15 protein-coding genes and 1 pseudogene are annotated in these 18816 nt (G+C 70.1%); 11 read left to right on the plus strand and 5 right to left on the minus strand.

Going from position 1 to position 18816, the window contains the following annotated elements:
* Nucleotides 1–84 precede the first annotated feature (84 nt).
* From PXH83_RS06490 to PXH83_RS06500, 3 genes are all read left to right on the plus strand, one after another.
* Nucleotides 85–1713, plus strand: a complete 1629-nt coding sequence (locus PXH83_RS06490) for a glycoside hydrolase family 13 protein (RefSeq protein WP_274557720.1) — start codon at nt 85–87, stop codon at nt 1711–1713.
* Nucleotides 1714–1738: 25 nt separating this feature from the next.
* A complete protein-coding gene (locus tag PXH83_RS06495) occupies nt 1739–2758 on the plus strand; it encodes a LacI family DNA-binding transcriptional regulator (protein ID WP_274557722.1) in 1020 nt (339 codons plus the stop codon).
* A gap of 74 nt (nt 2759–2832) precedes the next feature.
* The gene (locus PXH83_RS06500) at nt 2833–3717 is read left to right on the plus strand and encodes a phosphatase PAP2 family protein (protein ID WP_274557724.1); all 885 of its coding nucleotides are present in this window, start codon (nt 2833–2835) and stop codon (nt 3715–3717) included.
* A 74-nt stretch (nt 3718–3791) separates the two neighbouring features.
* Here PXH83_RS06500 and PXH83_RS06505 read toward each other — a convergent pair.
* A pseudogene (locus PXH83_RS06505) lies at nt 3792–3902 on the minus strand (amidohydrolase); the annotation flags it as partial.
* A 339-nt stretch (nt 3903–4241) separates the two neighbouring features.
* Nucleotides 4242–7229 carry a bifunctional [glutamine synthetase] adenylyltransferase/[glutamine synthetase]-adenylyl-L-tyrosine phosphorylase gene (locus tag PXH83_RS06510; protein ID WP_274557727.1) on the minus strand — a complete coding sequence of 996 codons (2988 nt, stop codon included), beginning with the start codon at nt 7227–7229 and terminating at the stop codon, nt 4242–4244.
* Between the two features lie 273 nt (nt 7230–7502).
* Between PXH83_RS06510 and PXH83_RS06515 the strand changes: the two genes are divergently transcribed.
* Together PXH83_RS06515 and PXH83_RS06520 are read left to right on the plus strand one after the other, a co-directional pair.
* Entirely contained in the window at nt 7503–9737 is a 2235-nt protein-coding gene (locus PXH83_RS06515; RefSeq protein ID WP_274557729.1) for a DUF8189 domain-containing protein, read from the plus strand.
* A gap of 61 nt (nt 9738–9798) precedes the next feature.
* Nucleotides 9799–10299, plus strand: a complete 501-nt coding sequence (locus PXH83_RS06520; RefSeq protein ID WP_274557731.1) for a pyridoxamine 5'-phosphate oxidase family protein — start codon at nt 9799–9801, stop codon at nt 10297–10299.
* A gap of 27 nt (nt 10300–10326) precedes the next feature.
* Here PXH83_RS06520 and PXH83_RS06525 read toward each other — a convergent pair whose 3' ends face one another.
* Nucleotides 10327–10773, minus strand: a complete 447-nt coding sequence (locus PXH83_RS06525; RefSeq protein ID WP_274557733.1) for an SRPBCC family protein — start codon at nt 10771–10773, stop codon at nt 10327–10329.
* A gap of 160 nt (nt 10774–10933) precedes the next feature.
* On the opposite strand from PXH83_RS06525, the gene PXH83_RS06530 reads away from it, so the two are divergent.
* The 3 genes from PXH83_RS06530 to PXH83_RS06540 all read left to right on the plus strand — a co-directional run bounded on the left by PXH83_RS06530 (nt 10934) and on the right by PXH83_RS06540 (nt 13809).
* Nucleotides 10934–11230, plus strand: a complete 297-nt coding sequence (locus tag PXH83_RS06530) for a hypothetical protein (protein ID WP_274557735.1) — start codon at nt 10934–10936, stop codon at nt 11228–11230.
* A 187-nt stretch (nt 11231–11417) separates the two neighbouring features.
* Nucleotides 11418–12266, plus strand: coding sequence for a CAP domain-containing protein (locus tag PXH83_RS06535; RefSeq protein ID WP_274557737.1), 849 nt, complete (start codon nt 11418–11420; stop codon nt 12264–12266).
* A gap of 103 nt (nt 12267–12369) precedes the next feature.
* A complete protein-coding gene (locus tag PXH83_RS06540) occupies nt 12370–13809 on the plus strand; it encodes a sigma-70 family RNA polymerase sigma factor (RefSeq protein ID WP_274557739.1) in 1440 nt (479 codons plus the stop codon).
* A 10-nt stretch (nt 13810–13819) separates the two neighbouring features.
* Here the strand turns inward: PXH83_RS06540 and PXH83_RS06545 are convergent, their stop codons facing one another.
* A complete protein-coding gene (locus PXH83_RS06545; protein ID WP_069929022.1) occupies nt 13820–15181 on the minus strand; it encodes a glutamine synthetase family protein in 1362 nt (453 codons plus the stop codon).
* A gap of 344 nt (nt 15182–15525) precedes the next feature.
* Here PXH83_RS06545 and PXH83_RS06550 point away from each other — a divergent pair, with 344 nt between their 5' ends.
* The 3 genes from PXH83_RS06550 to PXH83_RS06560 all read left to right on the plus strand — a co-directional run bounded on the left by PXH83_RS06550 (nt 15526) and on the right by PXH83_RS06560 (nt 18148).
* Entirely contained in the window at nt 15526–15813 is a 288-nt protein-coding gene (locus PXH83_RS06550; RefSeq protein WP_420803212.1) for a MerR family transcriptional regulator, read from the plus strand.
* A gap of 287 nt (nt 15814–16100) precedes the next feature.
* Nucleotides 16101–16304 (plus strand): cold-shock protein, encoded by a 204-nt coding sequence (locus tag PXH83_RS06555; protein WP_028811307.1) that lies wholly within the window; start codon nt 16101–16103, stop codon nt 16302–16304.
* 320 nt (nt 16305–16624) lie between these two features.
* Complete coding sequence (locus PXH83_RS06560; RefSeq protein WP_274557755.1) at nt 16625–18148, plus strand: DEAD/DEAH box helicase; 1524 nt, start codon at nt 16625–16627, stop codon at nt 18146–18148.
* A gap of 59 nt (nt 18149–18207) precedes the next feature.
* Here the strand turns inward: PXH83_RS06560 and PXH83_RS06565 are convergent, their stop codons facing one another.
* A complete protein-coding gene (locus PXH83_RS06565) occupies nt 18208–18696 on the minus strand; it encodes a DUF6328 family protein (protein ID WP_274557756.1) in 489 nt (162 codons plus the stop codon).
* Between the last annotated feature and the right edge of the window lie 120 nt (nt 18697–18816).

Below are 18816 nucleotides of genomic sequence, written 5' to 3' on the forward strand. Positions count from 1 at the left end.
ACTTGCAGGACTGTTACTTTCGTAGAGCATCCGCGTTGATCTCGTAGTTACCGATCCAGCCCGCCCCGTACGAGAGGGACCTTCATGACGCAGGAGCTCACGCCCACACGGACCGCGCAGCGGGGATGGTGGCGCGACGCCGTCATCTATCAGGTGTACGTGCGCTCCTTCGCGGACAGCAACGGCGACGGCATCGGCGATCTGCGCGGAATCCGCGACCGGCTGCCGCACGTGGCCGCCCTGGGCGCCGACGCCGTCTGGCTCACCCCCTTCTACGCATCGCCCCAGGCCGACGGCGGCTACGACGTGGCGGACTACCGCGTCGTGGACCCGCTCTTCGGCAGCCTCGACGACGCCGCCGAACTGATCAGCACAGCCCACGAGCTGGGCCTGCGCGTGATCGTCGACGTCGTGCCGAACCACACGTCCGACCAGCACGCGTGGTTCAGGGCGGCACTCGCCGAAGACGCGGCACCCGCCGAAGGCACAGAGCGGGACGGAGGGGCGGCCCGCGAGCGCTACCACTTCCGCCCGGGCCGGGGCGCCGACGGCGAACTCCCCCCGAACGACTGGGAGTCGGTCTTCGGCGGCCCCGCCTGGACCCGCACCCGCGACGGCGCCTGGTATCTGCATCTCTTCGCGCCTCAGCAGCCCGACCTCAACTGGCGCAACCCCGAGGTCCACGAGGAGTTCGACTCGATCCTGCGCTTCTGGCTCGGCCTGGGCGTCGACGGCTTCCGTATCGACGTCGCCCACGGCATGGTCAAGGCCGAGGGCCTGCCCGACATCGGCTCCCGCGAGCAGGCGAAGATGATCGGCTCCCAGGTCCTGCCGTTCTTCGACCAGGACGGCGTCCACGACATCCACCGCGGCTGGCGCAGGCTTCTCGACTCGTACGCCGGTGAGCGGATCGGCGTCGCCGAAGCCTGGGCCCCCTCCCCCGAGCGCCTCGCCCTGTACGTACGCCCCGACGAGCTGCACCAGGCCTTCAACTTCCAGTTCCTGAACTGCCCTTGGGACGCGACGGCGATGCATGCCGTGATCGACGCGTCACTCGCCGCGACCGCCTCCGTCGGCGCCCCCACCACCTGGGTCCTGTCCAACCACGACGTGGTCCGCCACCTCACCCGGTACGGCGCCGGGGACGACGCCCTCGGCCTGCGCCGCGCCCGCGCCGCCGCACTGCTGATGCTGGCGCTGCCCGGGTCGGCGTATCTCTACCAGGGCGAGGAGCTGGGCCTGCCCGAGGTCACGGTCCTGCCCGACGACGTCCGCCAGGACCCCTCCTTCTTCCGCAGCAACGGCCAGGACGGCCTGCGCGACGGGTGCCGGGTGCCGATGCCCTGGTCGGGCGGCGAGCCGCCGTACGGCTTCGGCCCTGCCGGCAGCTGGCTGCCGCAGCCCGACACGTGGAAGTCGCTGACCGTCGAGGCCCAGACCGGCGACCCGCTGTCCACCCTGGAGCTCTACCGCTCGGCGCTCGCCCTGCGCCGCGAACTCCCGGGCCTCGGGGACGGCGAGATGGAGTGGCAGGAGTCCGCCGAAGGTCTGCTCACCTTCACCCGCCCCGGTTTCGCCTGCACCCTCAACACAACGGACCACGAGGCCGAACTCGCCACACCGGGCAGGCTTCTGATCGCATCCGCCGCCCCCGTCTTCTCCGACGGCACGGTCGCCCTATCGGCCGATTCCTGTGCATGGTGGGCAATCTGACATGCGCCCGGTACAGTCCACTCACATGACCGCACGGCTTGCCGACATCGCAGCCCAGGCGGGGGTCAGCGAAGCGACGGTCAGCCGCGTACTCAACGGCAAGCCCGGGGTTGCCGCGGCCACCCGCGAATCCGTTCTTGCCGCACTCGACGTCCTCGGATACGAGCGCCCCGTCCGTCTGCGCAGGCGCAGCGCGGGACTGGTCGGCCTCATAACCCCCGAGCTCGAAAACCCGATCTTCCCGGCGCTGGCCCAGGTCATCGGCCAGGCCCTGACCCGCCAGGGCTACACCCCGGTCCTCGCCACCCAGACCCCGGGCGGGTCCACCGAGGACGAGCTCACCGAGATGCTCGTCGACCGCGGCGTGTCCGGCATCATCTTCGTCTCGGGGCTCCACGCGGACACCACCGCCGACATGCAGCGCTACGAGCAGCTGCGCGCCCAGGGTGTCCCCTTCGTTCTCGTCAACGGTTTCTCGCCGAAAGTCCAGGCGCCCTTCATCTCGCCCGACGACCGGGCGGCGATGCGGCTGGCCGTGACGCACCTGGCGTCCCTGGGCCACACCCGGATCGGCCTGGCGGTCGGCCCGAAGCGGTTCGTGCCCGTGCTCCGCAAGATCGAGGGCTTCCGGGCCGGCATGCAGGAGCGGCTCGGACTGACCCCCGAGGAGACGGAAGAGCTGATCCAGCACTCCCTCTACACCCTGGAGGGAGGCCAGGCCGCCGCTGCCGCCCTCGTCGAGCGCGGCTGCACGGCGATCGTCTGCGCCAGCGACATGATGGCGCTCGGCGCGATCAGGGCCGCCCGGCGGCTCGGTCTCGACGTACCGCGCGATGTGTCGGTCGTCGGCTTCGACGATTCGCCGCTCATAGCGTTCACGGATCCGCCGCTGACCACGATCCGGCAGCCGGTGACGGCGATGGGACAGGCCGCGGTCCGCGCCCTCCTCGAAGAGGTCGGCGGGACACCTGCTCCGCACAGCGAATTCGTCTTCATGCCGGAGCTGGTCGTACGCGGTTCAACCGCCTCGGGGCCTCGTCCTTAAGACGTAGGGCGTGCGATCAGGAACCGACCGGAGGATGATCGAGGAGTGGTCCTCATCTGGCAGACTCTCTCCCCATGGGTGACGCGACCGTGAAGACTCTGGAAGGCCGGACGGCCAACGTTCCCTCACCCATCGTGGAGGAAGAGGAACGGCAGCCGTCGACACGGCTCGCCGCTCTCAACAGGCTGCGAGCGCCGCGCCGGCCCCGTATCTGGTTCGAAATCCTGCTCATCGCGGTGAGTTACTGGACGTATTCACTGGTGCGCAATGCGGTACCGGAGCAGCGGGCAGCGGCCCTGCGCAACGCGGACTGGATCTGGGAAGCCGAGAGGTCCCTTGGTCTTGCCTTCGAGGAATCGGTCAACCGCGCCGTGAATTCGGTGACATGGCTGATCGTGACCATGAACTACTACTACGCGACGCTGCACTTCATCGTGACCATCGGCGTCCTGGTCTGGCTCTTCCGCTGTCATTCCGGCCGCTATGCGGCTACCCGTCTGGTGCTGTTCTCGACTACAGGTGTGGCCCTGCTCGGTTACTATCTGTATCCGCTTGCGCCGCCCCGCCTGATGAACGGGCACCGCTTCATCGACACGGTCCTGGTCCACGAGACATGGGGCTCGATGGCATCAGGCAACTTCAAGAACATGTCGAACCAGTACGCGGCGATGCCTTCCATGCACATCGGCTGGTCGCTGTGGTGCGGCCTGACGATCTTCGCGCTGGCCTCCGTGCCCTGGGCGAAGATCCTCGGCCTGCTCTACCCGACGGCCACCCTCGTCGTGATCGTCGCGACCGCCAACCACTTCTGGCTCGACGCGGTGGGCGGCATGCTCTGCCTGACGTTCGGCTACGCCCTCAGCTTCTCCTGGTACGGCGCGATGCCGCACCGGCTGCCGAAGCTCATAGACGGGCCGCGGCGCCGGATCTGGCCGGTCCGGGCATACCTTCGGGGATAACTCCGGGCACACCGTGTGCCCTCACGGTCTGTGTTGCCTCACTCCCGGTGCGCGATCTTTCGCCCTGCCGTTGCATGGCGGACGGCGGCGTCGCCGATGGCGTGGGTGGCGGTCCGTACGCCTGCGGTGTGGAGGTGGCGTACGGCCTCGGTGTACGCGGCCGGGCCCGGCCAGCAGGCGTCCGTGGGACGCGGCGCTCATCGCCTGGGCCCGGTCCTACGGCGCGGCGGTTGCGCTGGCGCTGGATGCGCATGTGGCCGACTGCGGGTCGCTGCTGCGGGGCGGGGTGAGCGCGGTGCCTGCGGCGCAGTTCCCCTACCCGCCCCTTCCCGAAACTGGGGGCAAGCCCCCAGACCCCCGGACGCCCTTGGGGGTCCCCCCGGACGAAGTCTGGGGGAGTGTCCTCAAACGCCGGACGGGCTGAAATGCCGGGGTCTGGGGGCTTGCCCCCCCCACGCGGCGGCAGCCGCAAATGTCACAGCCGGGAAGGGGCGGGGTGGGGAAAAGAAACGCCACCCGCGCCCCTACGCCCCGTAGAACAACTCCTCCACCACCGCCCGAGCCCTCCGCGTCGTACGTCGGTAGTCGTCCAGCATGTCGCCCACATGGCCGGGGTCGTACCCCAAGTACCGTGCCACCGCAGCCAGTTCACGTCCGTCCGACGGGAACGTGTCGCCGGCCCGCCCCCGCACCAGCATGACCCCGTTCCGCACCCGCGTAGCCAGCACCCATGCCTCGTCGAGCGTCTGGGCGTCCTCCGTGGCGATCAGGCCCGCCGCGTGCGCGGCGGCCAGAGCCTCGCGGGTGCGGGTCGTGCGCAGGCCCGGCTCCGCCCAGCCGTGCTGCATCTGGAAGAGCTGCACCGTCCACTCGACGTCGCTCAGCCCGCCCCGCCCCAGCTTCGCGTGCAGCGTCGGATCGGCGCCGCGCGGCATCCGTTCCGACTCCATGCGTGCTTTGAGGCGGCGGATCTCGCGTACCGCGTCCTCGCCCAGCCCCTCCGCCGGATAGCGCAGCGGGTCGGCGAGTTCGATGAAGCGGCGGCCCAGGCCGGGATCGCCCGCGATCGGTTCGGCGCGCAGCAGCGCCTGGCTTTCCCAGACCAGGGACCACCGCCGGTAGTACGCCGCGTAGGACGCGAGCGTACGGACGAGCGGGCCGCTCTTGCCCTCCGGACGCAGATCCGCGTCAATCAGCAACGGCGGGTCCGTCGTGGGCAGTTCGAGCAGCCTCCGCATCTCGGCGACCACCGCATTCGCCGCCCGCGACGCCTCCTGCTCGTCGACCCCCTCGCGCGGTTCGTGGACGAACAGCACGTCCGCGTCGGAGCCGTAGCTCAGCTCGTGCCCGCCGAAGCGCCCCGCCCCGATCACCGCGAACCGCGTCGGCAGCTCGTCGCCCCACTGTGCGCGCACGGTGGCGCGCAGTGCGCCCGCCAGCGTGGCCGCGTTCAGGTCCGTCACCGCGTTGCCGACCCGGTCGACGAGGGCCCCCGGGTCCTGCTCCGCCGGGTTCTCCTCGGTGCCGTACGAGCCGATCAGGTCGGCGGCGGCCGTACGGAACAGCTCCCGGCGGCGCACCCCGCGTACCGACGCGACCGCCCCCTCGGCGGTGTCCGCACGCCCGACCGCCGCCAGGACCTCCTGTTCCAGATGATCCCGGCCGCGCGGCTTCAGTCCCTCGGGGTCACCGAGGATCGCCACCGCCTCGGGGGCGCGCAGCAGCAGGTCGGGGGCCAGCCGCCCGGCCGAGAGCACCCGGGCCAGGTTCTCGGCGGCGGCGCCTTCGTCCCGCAGCAGCCGCAGGTACCACGGTGTCTTGCCCAGCGCGTCCGACACCTTCCGGAAGCCGAGCAGCCCGGCGTCCGGGTCGGCGGAGTCCGCGAACCACCCCAGCAGCACCGGCAGCAGCGTCCGTTGAATGGCCGCCTTCCGGGTGACCCCGGACGACAGTGCCTCCAGATGCCGCAGCGCGGCGGCCGGATCGGCGTATCCGAGCGCCTCCAGCCGCTGCCCGGCCGCCTTCGGGCTGAGCCGGATCTCGCCGGGGGCCAGCTGGGCGACCGCGTCCAGCAGCGGCCGGTAGAAGATCTTCTCGTGCAGCCGCCGTACCACTCCCGCGTGCCGCTTCCACGCCCTGTTCAGCTCCGCGACGGGATCCGTGCGCAGCCCGAGCGACCGCCCGAGCCGCCGCAGGTCGGCCTCGCCCTGGGGCACCAGGTGGGTGCGGCGCAGCCGGTACAGCTGGATGCGGTGCTCCATGGCGCGCAGGAAGCGGTACGCCTCGTCCAGCTGAGCGGCGTCGGCCCGCCCCACATAGCCGCCCGCCGCGAGCGCCTCCAGCGCTCCCAGCGTCGACCCGCTGTGCAGCGTGGCGTCGCTGCGCCCGTGCACCAACTGCAGCAGCTGTACGGCGAATTCGACGTCCCGCAGCCCGCCGGGCCCGAGCTTGAGTTCGCGCTCGACCTGCGCCGCCGGGATGTTGTCGACGACGCGGCGGCGCATCTTCTGTACGTCGGCCACGAAGTTGTCGCGTTCGGCGGCCTGCCAGACCAGCGGCGAGACCGCCTCGGCATACTCCTCGCCGAGCGCCAGGTCGCCCGCCACCGGGCGGGCCTTTAGCAGCGCCTGGAACTCCCAGGTCTTGGCCCAGCGCTGGTAGTACGCGAGGTGGCTGGACAGGGTCCGTACCAGCGGCCCGTTGCGCCCCTCGGGCCGCAGATTGGCGTCGACCGGCCAGATCGTGCCCTCGATGTTCGTCTCGGAGCAGATCCGCATGAGGTGGGAGGCGAGCCGGGTGGCGGCGTTCATCGCCTTCCGCTCGTCGGCTCCCTCCGCCGCCTCCGCCACGAAGATCACGTCCACGTCGGAGACGTAGTTCAGCTCGTGCCCGCCGCACTTTCCCATCGCGACGACCGCGAGCCGGCACATGGCGGCATCGGCGGGTGCGGCCGTACGGGCCATGGCGAGGGCGGCGCGCAGTGTCGCGGTGGCCAGGTCGGCCAGTTCGGCGGCGGCCTGGGCGACGTCGGTCGTACCGCACACGTCGCGTGCGGCTATGGACAGCAGGCAGCGCCGGTACGCGACTCGCAGCGTGACCGGATCGACGGCTTCCGCGAGCCCCTGTTCGAATTCCGTGATTCCCGGGTGCAGGTCCACGACCTCGTACGTGACGAGCGCATGCCAGTCCCTGGGGTGCCGCGCCAGATGGTCGCCGAGCGCCTCGGACGCGCCGAGCACTCCGAGCAGTCGGTCGCGCAGCGGCTTGGCCCTGACGAGCGTGTCGAGGAAGACGTGCCGCTCGTCCGGGTCCTGCGCCTCCACCAGGCGTACGAGCCCGAGCAGTGCCAGGTCGGGATCCGCGGTCGCGCCGAGTGCGTCGAGGAGCACCGGGTCGGTCTTTACGGCCGAGAGCTCGGGGGCGCCGAGGAGCCGCTCGGCGGCGGAGGGATCGGTGAAGCCGTGCCGCAGCAGCCGAGAGAAGTTGCTGCTTCTGCGCCCCGGAACCGACATGGTGCCTCCTGCTCCGGCGTACAACCGTCCGATCAAGGTCCAAGTCATGAGCCTATCCGCAGGAGCGGACGGGGCGCCTGCCTCGCCTGGCTCGCCTGGCCAACGGGGGTGGCTCCCGCAAACCACGTGAGATGTACAACAACGTGAGCTTTCACCTTCGGTGAACCGGATGCCCTGTTGCACCATCTTCACTGCCAGCTCAATCGTCAGCGCAGATCAGCGCCGTCCTGGGCGCCATATCCCGTACCGACGCACACCGAAAGCACCTTCTCTATGTCGCCCAGGGCCCGTAGTTCCGTTCTGCTGTCACGCCGCAATCTGCTGGGCGTTCTGCTCGCGAGCGTGGTCGTGACGGTGGGGGGTGTCCAGCTCGCTGTTCCGACGGCTTCCTCCGGGTCCGAAGGCTCTGCCCGCTCGGAAGGCTCTGCACGCTCCGCGGGTCCTGACCGTTCGACCGGTTCCACGGATTCCACCGGTGTCACCGGCAAGCCCGCCGCCGCCCCCGTGAAGCCGCTCCGTACCGACGGCGAGTCCGTGGTGCAGATCGTCTCGCACCCGGACGACGACCTGTTCTTCCTGAACCCCGACCTCAGCCAGTCGATCCGCTCGGGCCACAGCCTGGCCTCGGTGTTCCTGACGGCGGGCGAGGCGGACGGTGTCAACGCGCCCGGCGGCAGCAAGTACGCGGGCATCCCGCGCCCCGCCGCCGACAAGGCCCGGTACGCCGAGGCCCGGCAGAACGGCATTCGCGCCGCCTACGCCGAGATGGCCACCGGCGACCGCACCAGCCCCTGGCAGCGCTCCGCGATCCGCACGGACGGCGGCGGCTGGGCGGAACTCGACACGCTGAAGGCACGGCCCGAGGTCAATCTGGTCTGGGTGCAGCTGCACGAGGCGGGCGCGAGCGCCGCGAACCGGCCGAACAGCCTGCACGGACTGTGGGACGGCAAGGTCGAGACGCTGGAGTCGGAGCTGTCGTCCGGGACCCCGGTCGCCGAGAACTACGCGTACACCAAGGACCAGGTCGTACAGACGATCACCGGGATCCTGAAGCGCTTCGAGCCGACGTTCATACGGATGCTCGACCCGACGAACGGCCGCGCGGAGACGCCGCACCTGCTCCCCGATCACCAGGACCACATGTACGGCGCCAGGTTCGCCCAGAAGGCGCTCACGGAGTACGGCAAGACCAAGGGCCACCCGCACTTCAGCGTCCAGAACTACCTGGGCTACCTCAACGGCGAGATGCCGCACGTCCTGGATCCGGCCACCGTGCGGGACAAGCTGCAGACGCTGAAGACGTACGCCTGGACCGAGTACCCCAGCAATTACTGCGCCACCGACGCCGGCTGCGGCGACCGCAAGGTGTCGGGCCGCCCCGCGGGCCCCGGCTGGGCGTACAGCATTCGCTACTCGCGCAACACCAGCACCTCCTGGCTCCAGAGCGGTGCCCAGGAGGGCGAGCTGTGGGCGTTCTCCGTGCTGGACACGCGGCTGGCGGTCTGGCACCGGGCGCCGGGCGCGAACGGCACGTGGACGGGTCCCCGGCTCGCCGAGGGCGCGGGTCTGGACAGCGGAATCGCGTCCGAGAAGCTCCCCGACGGCCGAATAGCCATCTTCGGTACCCGTACGTCCTTCGACGCCCCGGCCGGCTACCGCAGGGACGTCGTCACCAGCGTGCAGAGCACGCCGGGCGGACCGTTCGGTCCCTGGCAGTCCCTCGGGATGCCGCGCCCCGCCCACGCACCCGATTCCCTGGACATCAGCGCACCTGCGGTGACCGTCGACCGCGACGGCCGTACGACCGTCTACCTCCGCGACGGCGGCCACGCCCTCAGCTCCCGCACGCAGCTGCCCGACGGCAGCTGGGCACCGTGGCAGACGCTCGGCGGGCAGCAGGTGTACGGCGATCCGGCCGTCGCCACCGACGCCTCGGGCCGCCAGTACGTCTTCGCGCACACCCTCACCTCGGCGGTCGCCTGGACCCAGGACGCCCCCGGCGCCCCGATGCGCGGCCCGGTGCCCACGGGGCTCCCCGCGACCACCCTGCCGCTGACCGCCCGGGCGGACGGTGACGGCGTACGCCTGTACTTCCGCAAGCCCGGCTCCGGCGCCGTCCAGGCGGCCCGCTTCACCGGCGGCGCAACGGCGGCGGCCATTACGGCCACCGTCACGGATCTGGGCGGCCGGGCGGGCTTCGGCCCGGTCAGCGCCACCGGTTCCCTGCTGGCGGCCCGGGACGGCTCGGGCCGCCTGGGCACGGTCGACCTCGCCACCGGCGGGACCGGCGCCACGGGCGCGACGGGCGCGACGGGCACCCCCCGGTGGAACCAGGGCGACTTCCTCTTCGCGGGCGCCCCGGCGGCAACCACGGACCTGGCGGGCAACACCTCCATCGCGGCGGTGGCCCTCGACGGCCGCCTCTACTGGACCGGCCGGGGCGCTTCCGCCTGGCATCCGGTGGGCGCGGCGCCGGTCGCGACACAGCTGACGACGCACATCCGCTGAGTTTCGCTTCGGCTCGGGGTCTGTCTTCATGGAGAGACCTCGAGCGGAAGGACGTACCACCATGGACCCCCTGACCAGCCTGGACGGCCGCTACAGCGACAAGAGCGCGATGGCGACCGCCTGGCCCGATGCGGCGGGCCGCCTGGAGCAGGCCGAGCTGTTCTGGCTGACGACCGTACGTCCGGACGGCCGTCCACACGTCACCCCGCTGCTGGCGGTCTGGCAGGACGACGCGCTGCACTTCTGCACGGGCCCGCAGGAGCGCAAGGCGAAGAACCTCGCCGCCAACGCGCACGTCGTCCTCACGACAGGGACGAATACCCTCCGCGAGGGATTCGACCTGGTCGTCGAGGGCGAGGCGGTGGCGGAGACGGACGAGTCACGTCTGCGGCGCCTCGCGGAGGCGTACGAGACGAAGTACGGCGAGGACTGGCACTTCGACGTACGCGACGGAGCGTTCTACGGCCAGGGCAACCGCGCCGTGGTCTTCCGCGTCGCGCCCACCAGGGCCTTCGGCTTCGGCAAGGACGTCTACAGCCAGACCCGCTGGACCTTCGGCTGACCGAGGCCGGGCCTACGCGAGCCGGGCCTACGCGCTCGCTTCGAGCACATCCTTCAGATGCTGCTCGTTCCTCGGCATCTCCTTGCGCACATTTGGACGCACGACGAGCGGTACGAGCAGCTTGCCTATCCCGTGCGACTCGAAGTCGAGGGCCAGGGTCACCCGCGACCGCTCCCCGTCGCCGATCGGCTCGATCGTGCCCTTCACATGCCCTCTGACGGGGCCGTCGATACCGTCGATACGCCAGCTCCTCGGCGGATCCAGCTCGGACACCTGCATGGTCATCGGCATTTCCCGACGCCCTATCCGGCGGGTGACCTTCACTTTCGAACCCACGGCGAGGGGGGCGTCACCCAGCTTGGTCGCCGAGACCGCGCTCTCCTGCCATTCGGGCATGTGCGAGGGGTCGGTCACGTAGGAGAAGACGTCCTCGGGGCGGCGGTCGATGTCGATCGATTCCTTGATGACAGACATTTCGCTCCCTTCTTGGTGCTTTCCCCCAAATGGTCCCACTGGCGCGGATACCCCGCCAGGCCCGCCACCGTGCGTACAGAAGGAAGATCATGTCGTTTATAGTTACCAACGAGTAACCCAGTTACTCACCAACTACCTGACGTTGAACAAGGGGAAGCTCATGCGTCGACGCATTTCCACCGTCGCTGTGACCGTAGCGATGGCCGGAGGCGTTCTGTTCACGGCACTGCCCGCGCAGGCCGTCACGACCACCGGCCAGCAGGCCATGGCCGCTCGCGGCGGTGCCATCACCGTGAACATCAACCAGCTGCGCCAGCAGTCCGCCGACCTGAAGGCCAAGGCCAACCGCCTTGAGCGCGAAGGCGAGTACGCGGCGGCCAAGCGTTGCCGCGCCGAGGCGGCCGTAATCGACCGCAGGATCAAGGCGTACCTGGACGCCGAGAACAACATGTCGTAATCCGCTCCACCGACCACCGTCGCCCGCCCCTGAAGAAATCAGGGGCGGGCGATGTGTTTGTCCGCCGCCCAGCTCAGCCACAGATGAGATGAGATCGTCCGCAAGATTTCTGTTATCGGTGTCCGGCGGCCGGGTCTCCAGAGTGTTGGACCAGCACTCACCAGCCCCACACCGGAAGTTGACCCGCATGAACCAGGAACGCGAGACCTCGCCGTACGACCCGACTCCCGCCCGGCACAGCCGCCGAAGCGGGGCACACCGAAGCCGCCGACCGCGGCGGGCGGGCGTCGCAGTCGGAGCGGTGGCGCTGATAACGGTCGTCGCCGGCGGATACGGCGCCGTCCAGTCGCTGGCGAACTCCGGCGCCAGGACGAGCACGGCAGCCGAGGCGTCTCCCACACCGGAGGAACTCCGGTCCAGCGGAACCCCTTCCGCGACCCCGTCGGTCAAGCCCTCCGGCACTCCGTCCCGCAAGGCCACCACCTCCGCCTCCCCCTCCAAGGCCAAGCGCAGCGCCACCCCCAAGGCGACCCCGACGGCTGAAAAGAGCCGCACCCAGGCGCCCGCCGCGCCCAAGCGAGCCCCGGCAGCCGGCTCCGGCAGCGCCGGCAAGCCCTCCGTTACGAACGCCGCCCCGGCCGGCGGGAAGACCGCGCAGCTCGCGGCGCAGGTCATCGAGATGGTCAACACGGAGCGCGACAAGCACGGTTGCTCCCCCGTCACCTCCAACGCGAAACTCCAGGCCGCGGCCCAGCGGCACTCCGACGACATGGCGGCCCGTAACTTCTACGACCACACCAATCCCGACGGTGCCGGTCCCGGCGAGCGCATCACGGCTGCCGGGTACCGCTGGACGACGTACGGCGAAAACATCTACAAAAGCCCCCAGGACGCCCGCACGGCGATGGACGGCTGGATGAAGAGCCCGGGACACCGTGGCAACATCCTGAACTGCGCCTTCAAGGAGATCGGCGTCGGCATCAACCTCAGTTCGAACGGCCCCTGGTGGACCCAGAACTTCGCCGCCTCCTCCTGAGGCAGCCCCGACGGTGCGGGCACAGGGCACGGCGCGAGCCGGTGGACGAGAGCGGGCGGGCGTGGAGCGGGCGGGCGTGGACAGGGATTGCGGAACCGCGGTAGTGGCAGCCGCCGTAGCGGGGGACGTGCAGGCCAGGGAGCAAGTCCTCGCGGCTCACCTGCCGTTGGTCTACAACGTCGTCGGCCGGGCGCTCGACGGTCACGCCGACGTGGACGACGTGGTCCAGGACACCATGCTGCGCGCCCTGAACGCGCTCGACGACCTGCGCGATCCCGGGGCGTTCCGGTCCTGGCTCATCGCGATAGCGATGAATCAGATACGCCGCCACTGCTCGCCCGGCGCCCGCCCTCCCGTCGGCGCGCTCGACCAGGCGCGGGAAGTCCCTGATCCGGGGGCCGACTTCGTGGAGCTCACCATCTGGCGGCTCGGCCTGTCCGGGCAGCGCCGGGAGGTGGCCGAGGCCACCCGCTGGCTCGACGCCGACAACCGGGAGCTGCTGTCGCTGTGGTGGCTGGAGGCGGCGGGCGAGATCACCCGGGGCGAGCTGGCCGATGCCCTCGGGATCGCGCCCGCCCATGCCGCGGTCCGCGTCCAGCGGGTGAAGGAGCAGCTGGAGGCCGGGCGGCTGGTGGTGCGTTCGCTGGCGGCCGTGCCGGGCTGCCCCGGCCTTCAGGCGCTCACCGCGTCGTGGGACGAGGCGCCGTCAGCGCTGTGGCGCAAGCGCATAGCGCGGCATGTGCGGGACTGCGCCGGCTGTTCGGGGCGCTCGGGGGATCTGGTGCCCGCGGAGGGGCTGCTGGCCCGCCTCAGTCTGGTGCCTCTGCCGTTGTCCCTGTCGGCCCCCGAATCACCCGGCATGCAGGTCACCGCGAGCGCCACACCGCGACAGCGCCCCCGTACCGCTGCTGTCGTCGCGGTGGCGGCGGTGCTGGCGGCGGCCACCGCCGTCGCGCTGTGGCCGTGGGGTCCCGGCGAGGGTCCTACGGCTCCGGCCCCGGCGGCAGTGCCCCCGCAGAAGGCGGCTCCCGTACGGCCCGCGCCGAAGGCACCGCCCACGGCGAGAGCATCGGCATCGGCCAAGCCCACGCGGTCCCCCACCGCCGTGCCGTCGCCCACGCCGCCGAAGGCCATCCGCACGCAGCCGCCCGCCCGTAAAAAGCCCGGCGTCGAACAGCAGGTCGCCGACCTGGTCAACGCCCACCGGGCGCGGCGCGGCTGCCCGCCGGTACGCGTCGACCCGCAGCTGCGCACGGCGGCGCAGCGGCACGCGGACGACATGGCCGCCCGCAACTACTTCGAGCACACCGGCCCGGACGGACTCGACCCCGGCGCACGGATCTCCGCCGCGGGCTACGCGTGGAGCGCCTGGGCCGAGAACATCCATCGCGGGCCCACGACGGCCGATGCCACGGTGGCCGACTGGATGAGCGATGCCGCCCACCGGGACAACATCCTCAACTGCCGTTTCACCCACATGGGCATCGGCCTGACGTCAGGCCCGGGCGGCCCCTGGTGGACCCAGGACTTCGCCGCCCACTGAGAAGGAGCCGCTACAGCACCGGAAGGTTCTTGCGGAGCTCGAAGGCGGTGACCTCGCTCCGGTACTCCTCCCACTCCTGCTTCTTGTTCCTGAGGAAGAAGTCGAAGACGTGCTCGCCCAGCGTCTCGGCGACGAGTTCGCTGCGCTCCATCAGCGCGATCGCCTCGCCGAGGTTCTGCGGCAGCGGCTCGATGCCCATGGCGCGGCGTTCGGCGTCGGAGAGTGCCCAGACGTCGTCGTCGGCGCCCGGGGGCAGCTCGTAGCCCTCTTCGATGCCCTTGAGACCGGCGGCGAGCAGGACGGCGTAGGTCAGGTACGGGTTCGCGCCGGAGTCGATCGAGCGGACCTCGACACGCGCCGAGCCGGTCTTGCCGGGCTTGTACATGGGGACGCGGATCAGCGCGGAGCGGTTGTTGTGGCCCCAGCAGATGTACGACGGGGCCTCGCCGCCCGAGCCGGCCGTCCGGGTGGAGCCGCCCCAGATGCGCTTGTACGAGTTGACCCACTGGTTGGTGACGGCCGAGATCTCCGCGGCGTGCTTGAGCAGGCCCGCGATGAAGGAACGGCCGACCTTGGAGAGCTGGTACTCGGAGCCCGACTCGTAGAACGCGTTGCGGTCGCCCTCGAAGAGGGAGAGGTGGGTGTGCATACCGGAGCCGGGGAACTCCGAGAACGGCTTCGGCATGAAGGTGGCCTGGACGCCCTGTTCGAGCGCGACCTGCTTCATGACCAGGCGGAACGTCATGATGTTGTCGGCCGTCGAGAGCGCGTCGGCGTAGCGGAGGTCGATCTCCTGCTGGCCGGGGGCGCCCTCGTGGTGGCTGAACTCGACCGAGATGCCCATGGATTCGAGCATGGTGATCGCCTGGCGGCGGAAGTCCATGCCGACGTTCTGCGGGGTGTGGTCGAAGTAGCCGGAGTTGTCGGCGGGGGTGGGCCTGGTGCCGTCGAGCGGCTTGTTCTTCAGCAGGAAGAACTCGATCTCGGGGTGGGTGTAGAAGGTGAAGCCCAGGTCCGAGGTCTTGGCGAGGATGCGCTTCAGCACGTACCGGGGATCGGCGAAGGACGGCGAGCCGTCCGGCATCAGGATGTCGCAGAACATCCGGGCCGTGCCCGGGGCCTCGGCCCGCCACGGAAGGATCTGGAAGGTGCTCGGGTCCGGCTTGGCGATCATGTCGGACTCGTACACCCGGGCGAAGCCCTCGATCGCGGAGCCGTCGAAGCCGATGCCCTCGTCGAACGCCTGCTCAAGCTCGGCCGGGGCCACCGCGACCGACTTCAGGAAGCCGAGTACGTCGGTGAACCACAGGCGCACGAACCGGATGTCGCGCTCCTCAAGTGTACGGAGCACGAATTCCTGCTGCTTATCCATTTCCACCCATCCTTGCTGGTCAAGCCGCCTGCTCCCACGCCTCGGGCGCACGTCGGGGCACCTGAGCATCCCACCACACAGTTACCAGCAGATTGCGGCCCCTCGTACGGATGTCCTCCGGACACTCTCCATAGTGCCCATGGGACATCCCGTGGGTCATCCGGCCGGACACGGACTGGTCCGACGACACCGGGAAATCTGTCCTGGCGGGTGCAGACATGCCACACTCGTAGTGTCCGCTCCACGCGTTACAGAAGATGGTGCAAGTGACCGCTGAGACCCACCGGAATGGCAGGACCGACCGCTTGGACCGCTTGGACGACGACGACTTCCCCGCGTACACCATGGGCCGGGCCGCCGAGATGATCGGCACCACCCCCGCGTTCCTGCGGGCCGTCGGCGACGCACGGCTGATCACCCCCCTTCGCTCCGAGGGCGGCCACCGCCGCTACTCCCGGTACCAGCTGCGGGTGGCGGCCCGCGCCCGCGAGCTGGTCGACCAGGGCACCCCGATCGACGCCGCCTGCCGGATCGTGATCCTCGAAGACCAGCTGGAAGACGCTCTGCGCATCAACGAGCAGCTGCGCCGGCCCGCCCGCCACCCCTCCGCCGAGCCGCAGCAAAATATCTAGTGCGGCAACAACAGAATTCAATGCGGCGCGCGTGGAGAGATCGCGTGGAGGGATTACGACACCACGACAGGTGTGACTAAAGACCCCTGGCGGTCCGCACGCATCGTGCTACTGTGGATCTCAGTTGCAGTTGTGGTTCCCAAAACTTCAAGTGCTCCCGTGGCTTCCACAGTTGCGGGCGCACTTTCGTATTTCCGGTGCTTTATTTCCGGACGGGGCATCATCGCGGCAACGCGACTCGGAGTCCGCACAGGGCGGGCTCCGGCACTGCTCCAAAGGAGAATGACATGGCTTCTGGCACCGTGAAGTGGTTCAACGCAGAAAAGGGCTTCGGCTTCATCGAGCAGGAGGGCGGCGGCGCCGACGTCTTCGCTCACTACTCGAACATCGCCACCCAGGGCTTCCGTGAGCTCCAGGAAGGCCAGAAGGTCACCTTCGACGTCACGCAGGGCCAGAAGGGCCCGCAGGCCGAGAACATCGTTCCCGCCTGACGCTGACGCGTAAGACACGGTCGGGGCCCGCACCTGAGGGTGCGGGCCCCGACTCGTTGTCTTGAATCGTCGCCCCGACTCGGTCGCCGTACTCCGCGACCGGCTCATAAGCGGTCGGCCACGATTCACGCCGATCCAATTCCTTCCGCGCTTTCTCTGCGCGGATTCCAGCCACTTCGAAGCGCCCGATCCGAAGGCTTCCACACCTTCTGGGCCCGCTTCATTTCGGCTTCTTATTTACCGGCTCGTTCTTGCGATTCCTTGCGGCAGTCACTGCTGCCCGGAATTCCTCGATACGTGCCCATCGAGGAAGGTTCTGAATGAACCGCGCAGCACGTTCGAACGACCGTGAACGATTCGCCCGTACCCGCGCCGGCGGCAACTACGCCGGCCGCAGCGAAAACCGCACCGACCGCGGCGAGCGCTTCCGCCCGGCCGCACCCGGCCGTTCCCAGGCACCCGGCCGCTCTTCCGGCCGGCCCCCGCAGCGCCGGTCCTCCGCCCCGCAGGGCGAGTTCGCCCTGCCGGTGAGCACCACCCCCGCACTTCCCTCCGTCGAGGCCTTCAACGAGCTGGACATGCCGGCGCCCCTGCTCGCGGCACTCACCGCCCAGGGCGTGACCGTGCCGTTCCCGATCCAGGGCGCCACCCTGCCGAACTCGCTGACCGGGCGCGACGTCCTGGGCCGCGGGCGCACCGGCTCCGGCAAGACTCTCGCTTTCGGCCTCGCGCTGCTGGCCAGGACCGCCGGCAAGCGCGCCGAGCCGCGTCAGCCGCTGGCGCTGGTGCTCGTACCCACCCGTGAACTGGCCCAGCAGGTCACCGACGCGCTCACCCCCTACGCCCGCGCCGTGCGGCTGCGGATGGCCACGGTCGTCGGCGGCATGTCGATCGGCCGCCAGGCCGGTGCGCTGCGCACCGGGGCCGAGGTCGTCGTGGCGACCCCGGGCCGGCTCAAGGACCTGATCGAGCGCCGTGACTGCCGCCTGGACCAGGTGAAGATCACGGTCCTCGACGAGGCCGACCAGATGACCGACATGGGCTTCATGCCGCAGGTCACCGAGCTGCTCCAGCAGGTCGCCCCCGAGGGCCAGACGATGCTGTTCTCGGCCACCCTGGACCGCAATGTCGACAAGCTGGTACGCAACTACCTGACCGACCCGGTGGTGCACTCGGTCGACCCGTCCCAGGGCGCGGTCACGACGATGGAGCATCACCTGCTGCACGTCCACCCCGCCGACAAGCAGGCCACGGCCACCGAGATCGCGGCCCGCGACGGCAAGGTGATCATGTTCCTGGACACCAAGCACGCCGTCGACCGGCTGACCCGGGACCTGCTGGCCAGTGGTGTACGGGCAGCCGCGCTGCACGGCGGCAAGTCGCAGCCGCAGCGCACGCGCACGCTCGACCAGTTCAAGAGCGGGCACGTGACGGTGCTGGTGGCGACCAACGTCGCGGCACGCGGCATCCACGTCGACAACCTCGACCTGGTCGTCAACTTCGACCCGCCGACCGACCACAAGGACTACCTGCACCGTGGCGGCCGTACCGCCCGTGCCGGTGAGTCCGGCAGTGTCGTCACGCTGGTGCAGCCCAACCAGCGCCGCGAGATGACCCGCCTGATGCAGGCCGCGGGGATCACCCCGCACACCGCCCAGGTCCGCTCCGGTGACGCCGAGCTGACCCGGATCACCGGTGCGCAGGCCCCCTCGGGTGTCCCGGTCATCATCTCGTCGCCGGTAAGCGAGCGGCCGAAGCGCAGTGCCTCGTCGCAGCGCGGGCGCCGCAGCGCACCGGCGCAGTCGCGCCGCCGTGCGTCCGCCCCGCGTGGCGGCGCCGCGTAGGCACCGCGCCGTAACGGCGACAGCTCATACGCTCCAGTGCGGCCAAGGACTGACCCCGGTCATTCCTTGGCCGCACTGGCATGCCGGGCCCAGGCCGGCAGGGCGAACCAGCACAGCACGAACCAGACCACCAGGCCCACGACCAGCCACAGCGCGAAGGTGTCGTGCAGCGCCATCCTCAGGATGAGGAGGAGCGCCGCGGCCATGGTGCAGAGCATGAGCACCAGTCCTACGACCGTCAGGCGCGAGGCCCAGATCACGGTCTGCGGCTTCAGCCGCAGACCGGTGACGAGCCGGTGGAAGGACACGGGGCCGACGAGAGCGCCCACCGTCGCCGCTCCCAGCACGACGGTGACGACGTAGATGTCCCGGTCGGTCGGCGAGAGTTCGTTGAAACGCGGCTGGAAGACAACGGTCAGCAGGAAACCGAACATGATCTGCACACCGGTCTGCGCGACCCGCAGCTCTTGGAGCAGCTCGCCCCACCGCCGGTCCGCGCGCTCGTCCGGCGTCTCGTCGCGGCCCCGGCGGTATTCCTTTTGCGACATGCAAGAGGGGTAGCCGAACCCTGCCGCGTGAAACCTACGGCCCAGTGGTCGCAACCCGTATGACCGGTGTCCGGCCGTCGCCCACTACGATCTCCGCCTATGGGGGGACCGCGGCAATCC

The sequence above is a fragment of the Streptomyces spiramyceticus genome, from assembly GCF_028807635.1.
Classification (GTDB): domain Bacteria; phylum Actinomycetota; class Actinomycetes; order Streptomycetales; family Streptomycetaceae; genus Streptomyces; species Streptomyces spiramyceticus.

Bases quoted from the DNA above. Each gene is read 5' to 3' on its own strand.
- PXH83_RS06490 (WP_274557720.1), top strand. From the start codon at position 85: ATGACGCAGGAGCTCACGCCCACACGGACCGCGCAGCGGGGATGGTGG.
- PXH83_RS06495 (WP_274557722.1), top strand. From the start codon at position 1,739: ATGACCGCACGGCTTGCCGACATCGCAGCCCAGGCGGGGGTCAGCGAA.
- PXH83_RS06500 (WP_274557724.1), top strand. From the start codon at position 2,833: ATGGGTGACGCGACCGTGAAGACTCTGGAAGGCCGGACGGCCAACGTT.
- PXH83_RS06510 (WP_274557727.1), bottom strand. From the start codon at position 7,229: ATGTCGGTTCCGGGGCGCAGAAGCAGCAACTTCTCTCGGCTGCTGCGG.
- PXH83_RS06515 (WP_274557729.1), top strand. From the start codon at position 7,503: ATGTCGCCCAGGGCCCGTAGTTCCGTTCTGCTGTCACGCCGCAATCTG.
- PXH83_RS06520 (WP_274557731.1), top strand. From the start codon at position 9,799: ATGGACCCCCTGACCAGCCTGGACGGCCGCTACAGCGACAAGAGCGCG.
- PXH83_RS06525 (WP_274557733.1), bottom strand. From the start codon at position 10,773: ATGTCTGTCATCAAGGAATCGATCGACATCGACCGCCGCCCCGAGGAC.
- PXH83_RS06530 (WP_274557735.1), top strand. From the start codon at position 10,934: ATGCGTCGACGCATTTCCACCGTCGCTGTGACCGTAGCGATGGCCGGA.
- PXH83_RS06535 (WP_274557737.1), top strand. From the start codon at position 11,418: ATGAACCAGGAACGCGAGACCTCGCCGTACGACCCGACTCCCGCCCGG.
- PXH83_RS06545 (WP_069929022.1), bottom strand. From the start codon at position 15,181: ATGGATAAGCAGCAGGAATTCGTGCTCCGTACACTTGAGGAGCGCGAC.
- PXH83_RS06550 (WP_420803212.1), top strand. From the start codon at position 15,526: ATGGGCCGGGCCGCCGAGATGATCGGCACCACCCCCGCGTTCCTGCGG.
- PXH83_RS06555 (WP_028811307.1), top strand. From the start codon at position 16,101: ATGGCTTCTGGCACCGTGAAGTGGTTCAACGCAGAAAAGGGCTTCGGC.
- PXH83_RS06560 (WP_274557755.1), top strand. From the start codon at position 16,625: ATGAACCGCGCAGCACGTTCGAACGACCGTGAACGATTCGCCCGTACC.
- PXH83_RS06565 (WP_274557756.1), bottom strand. From the start codon at position 18,696: ATGTCGCAAAAGGAATACCGCCGGGGCCGCGACGAGACGCCGGACGAG.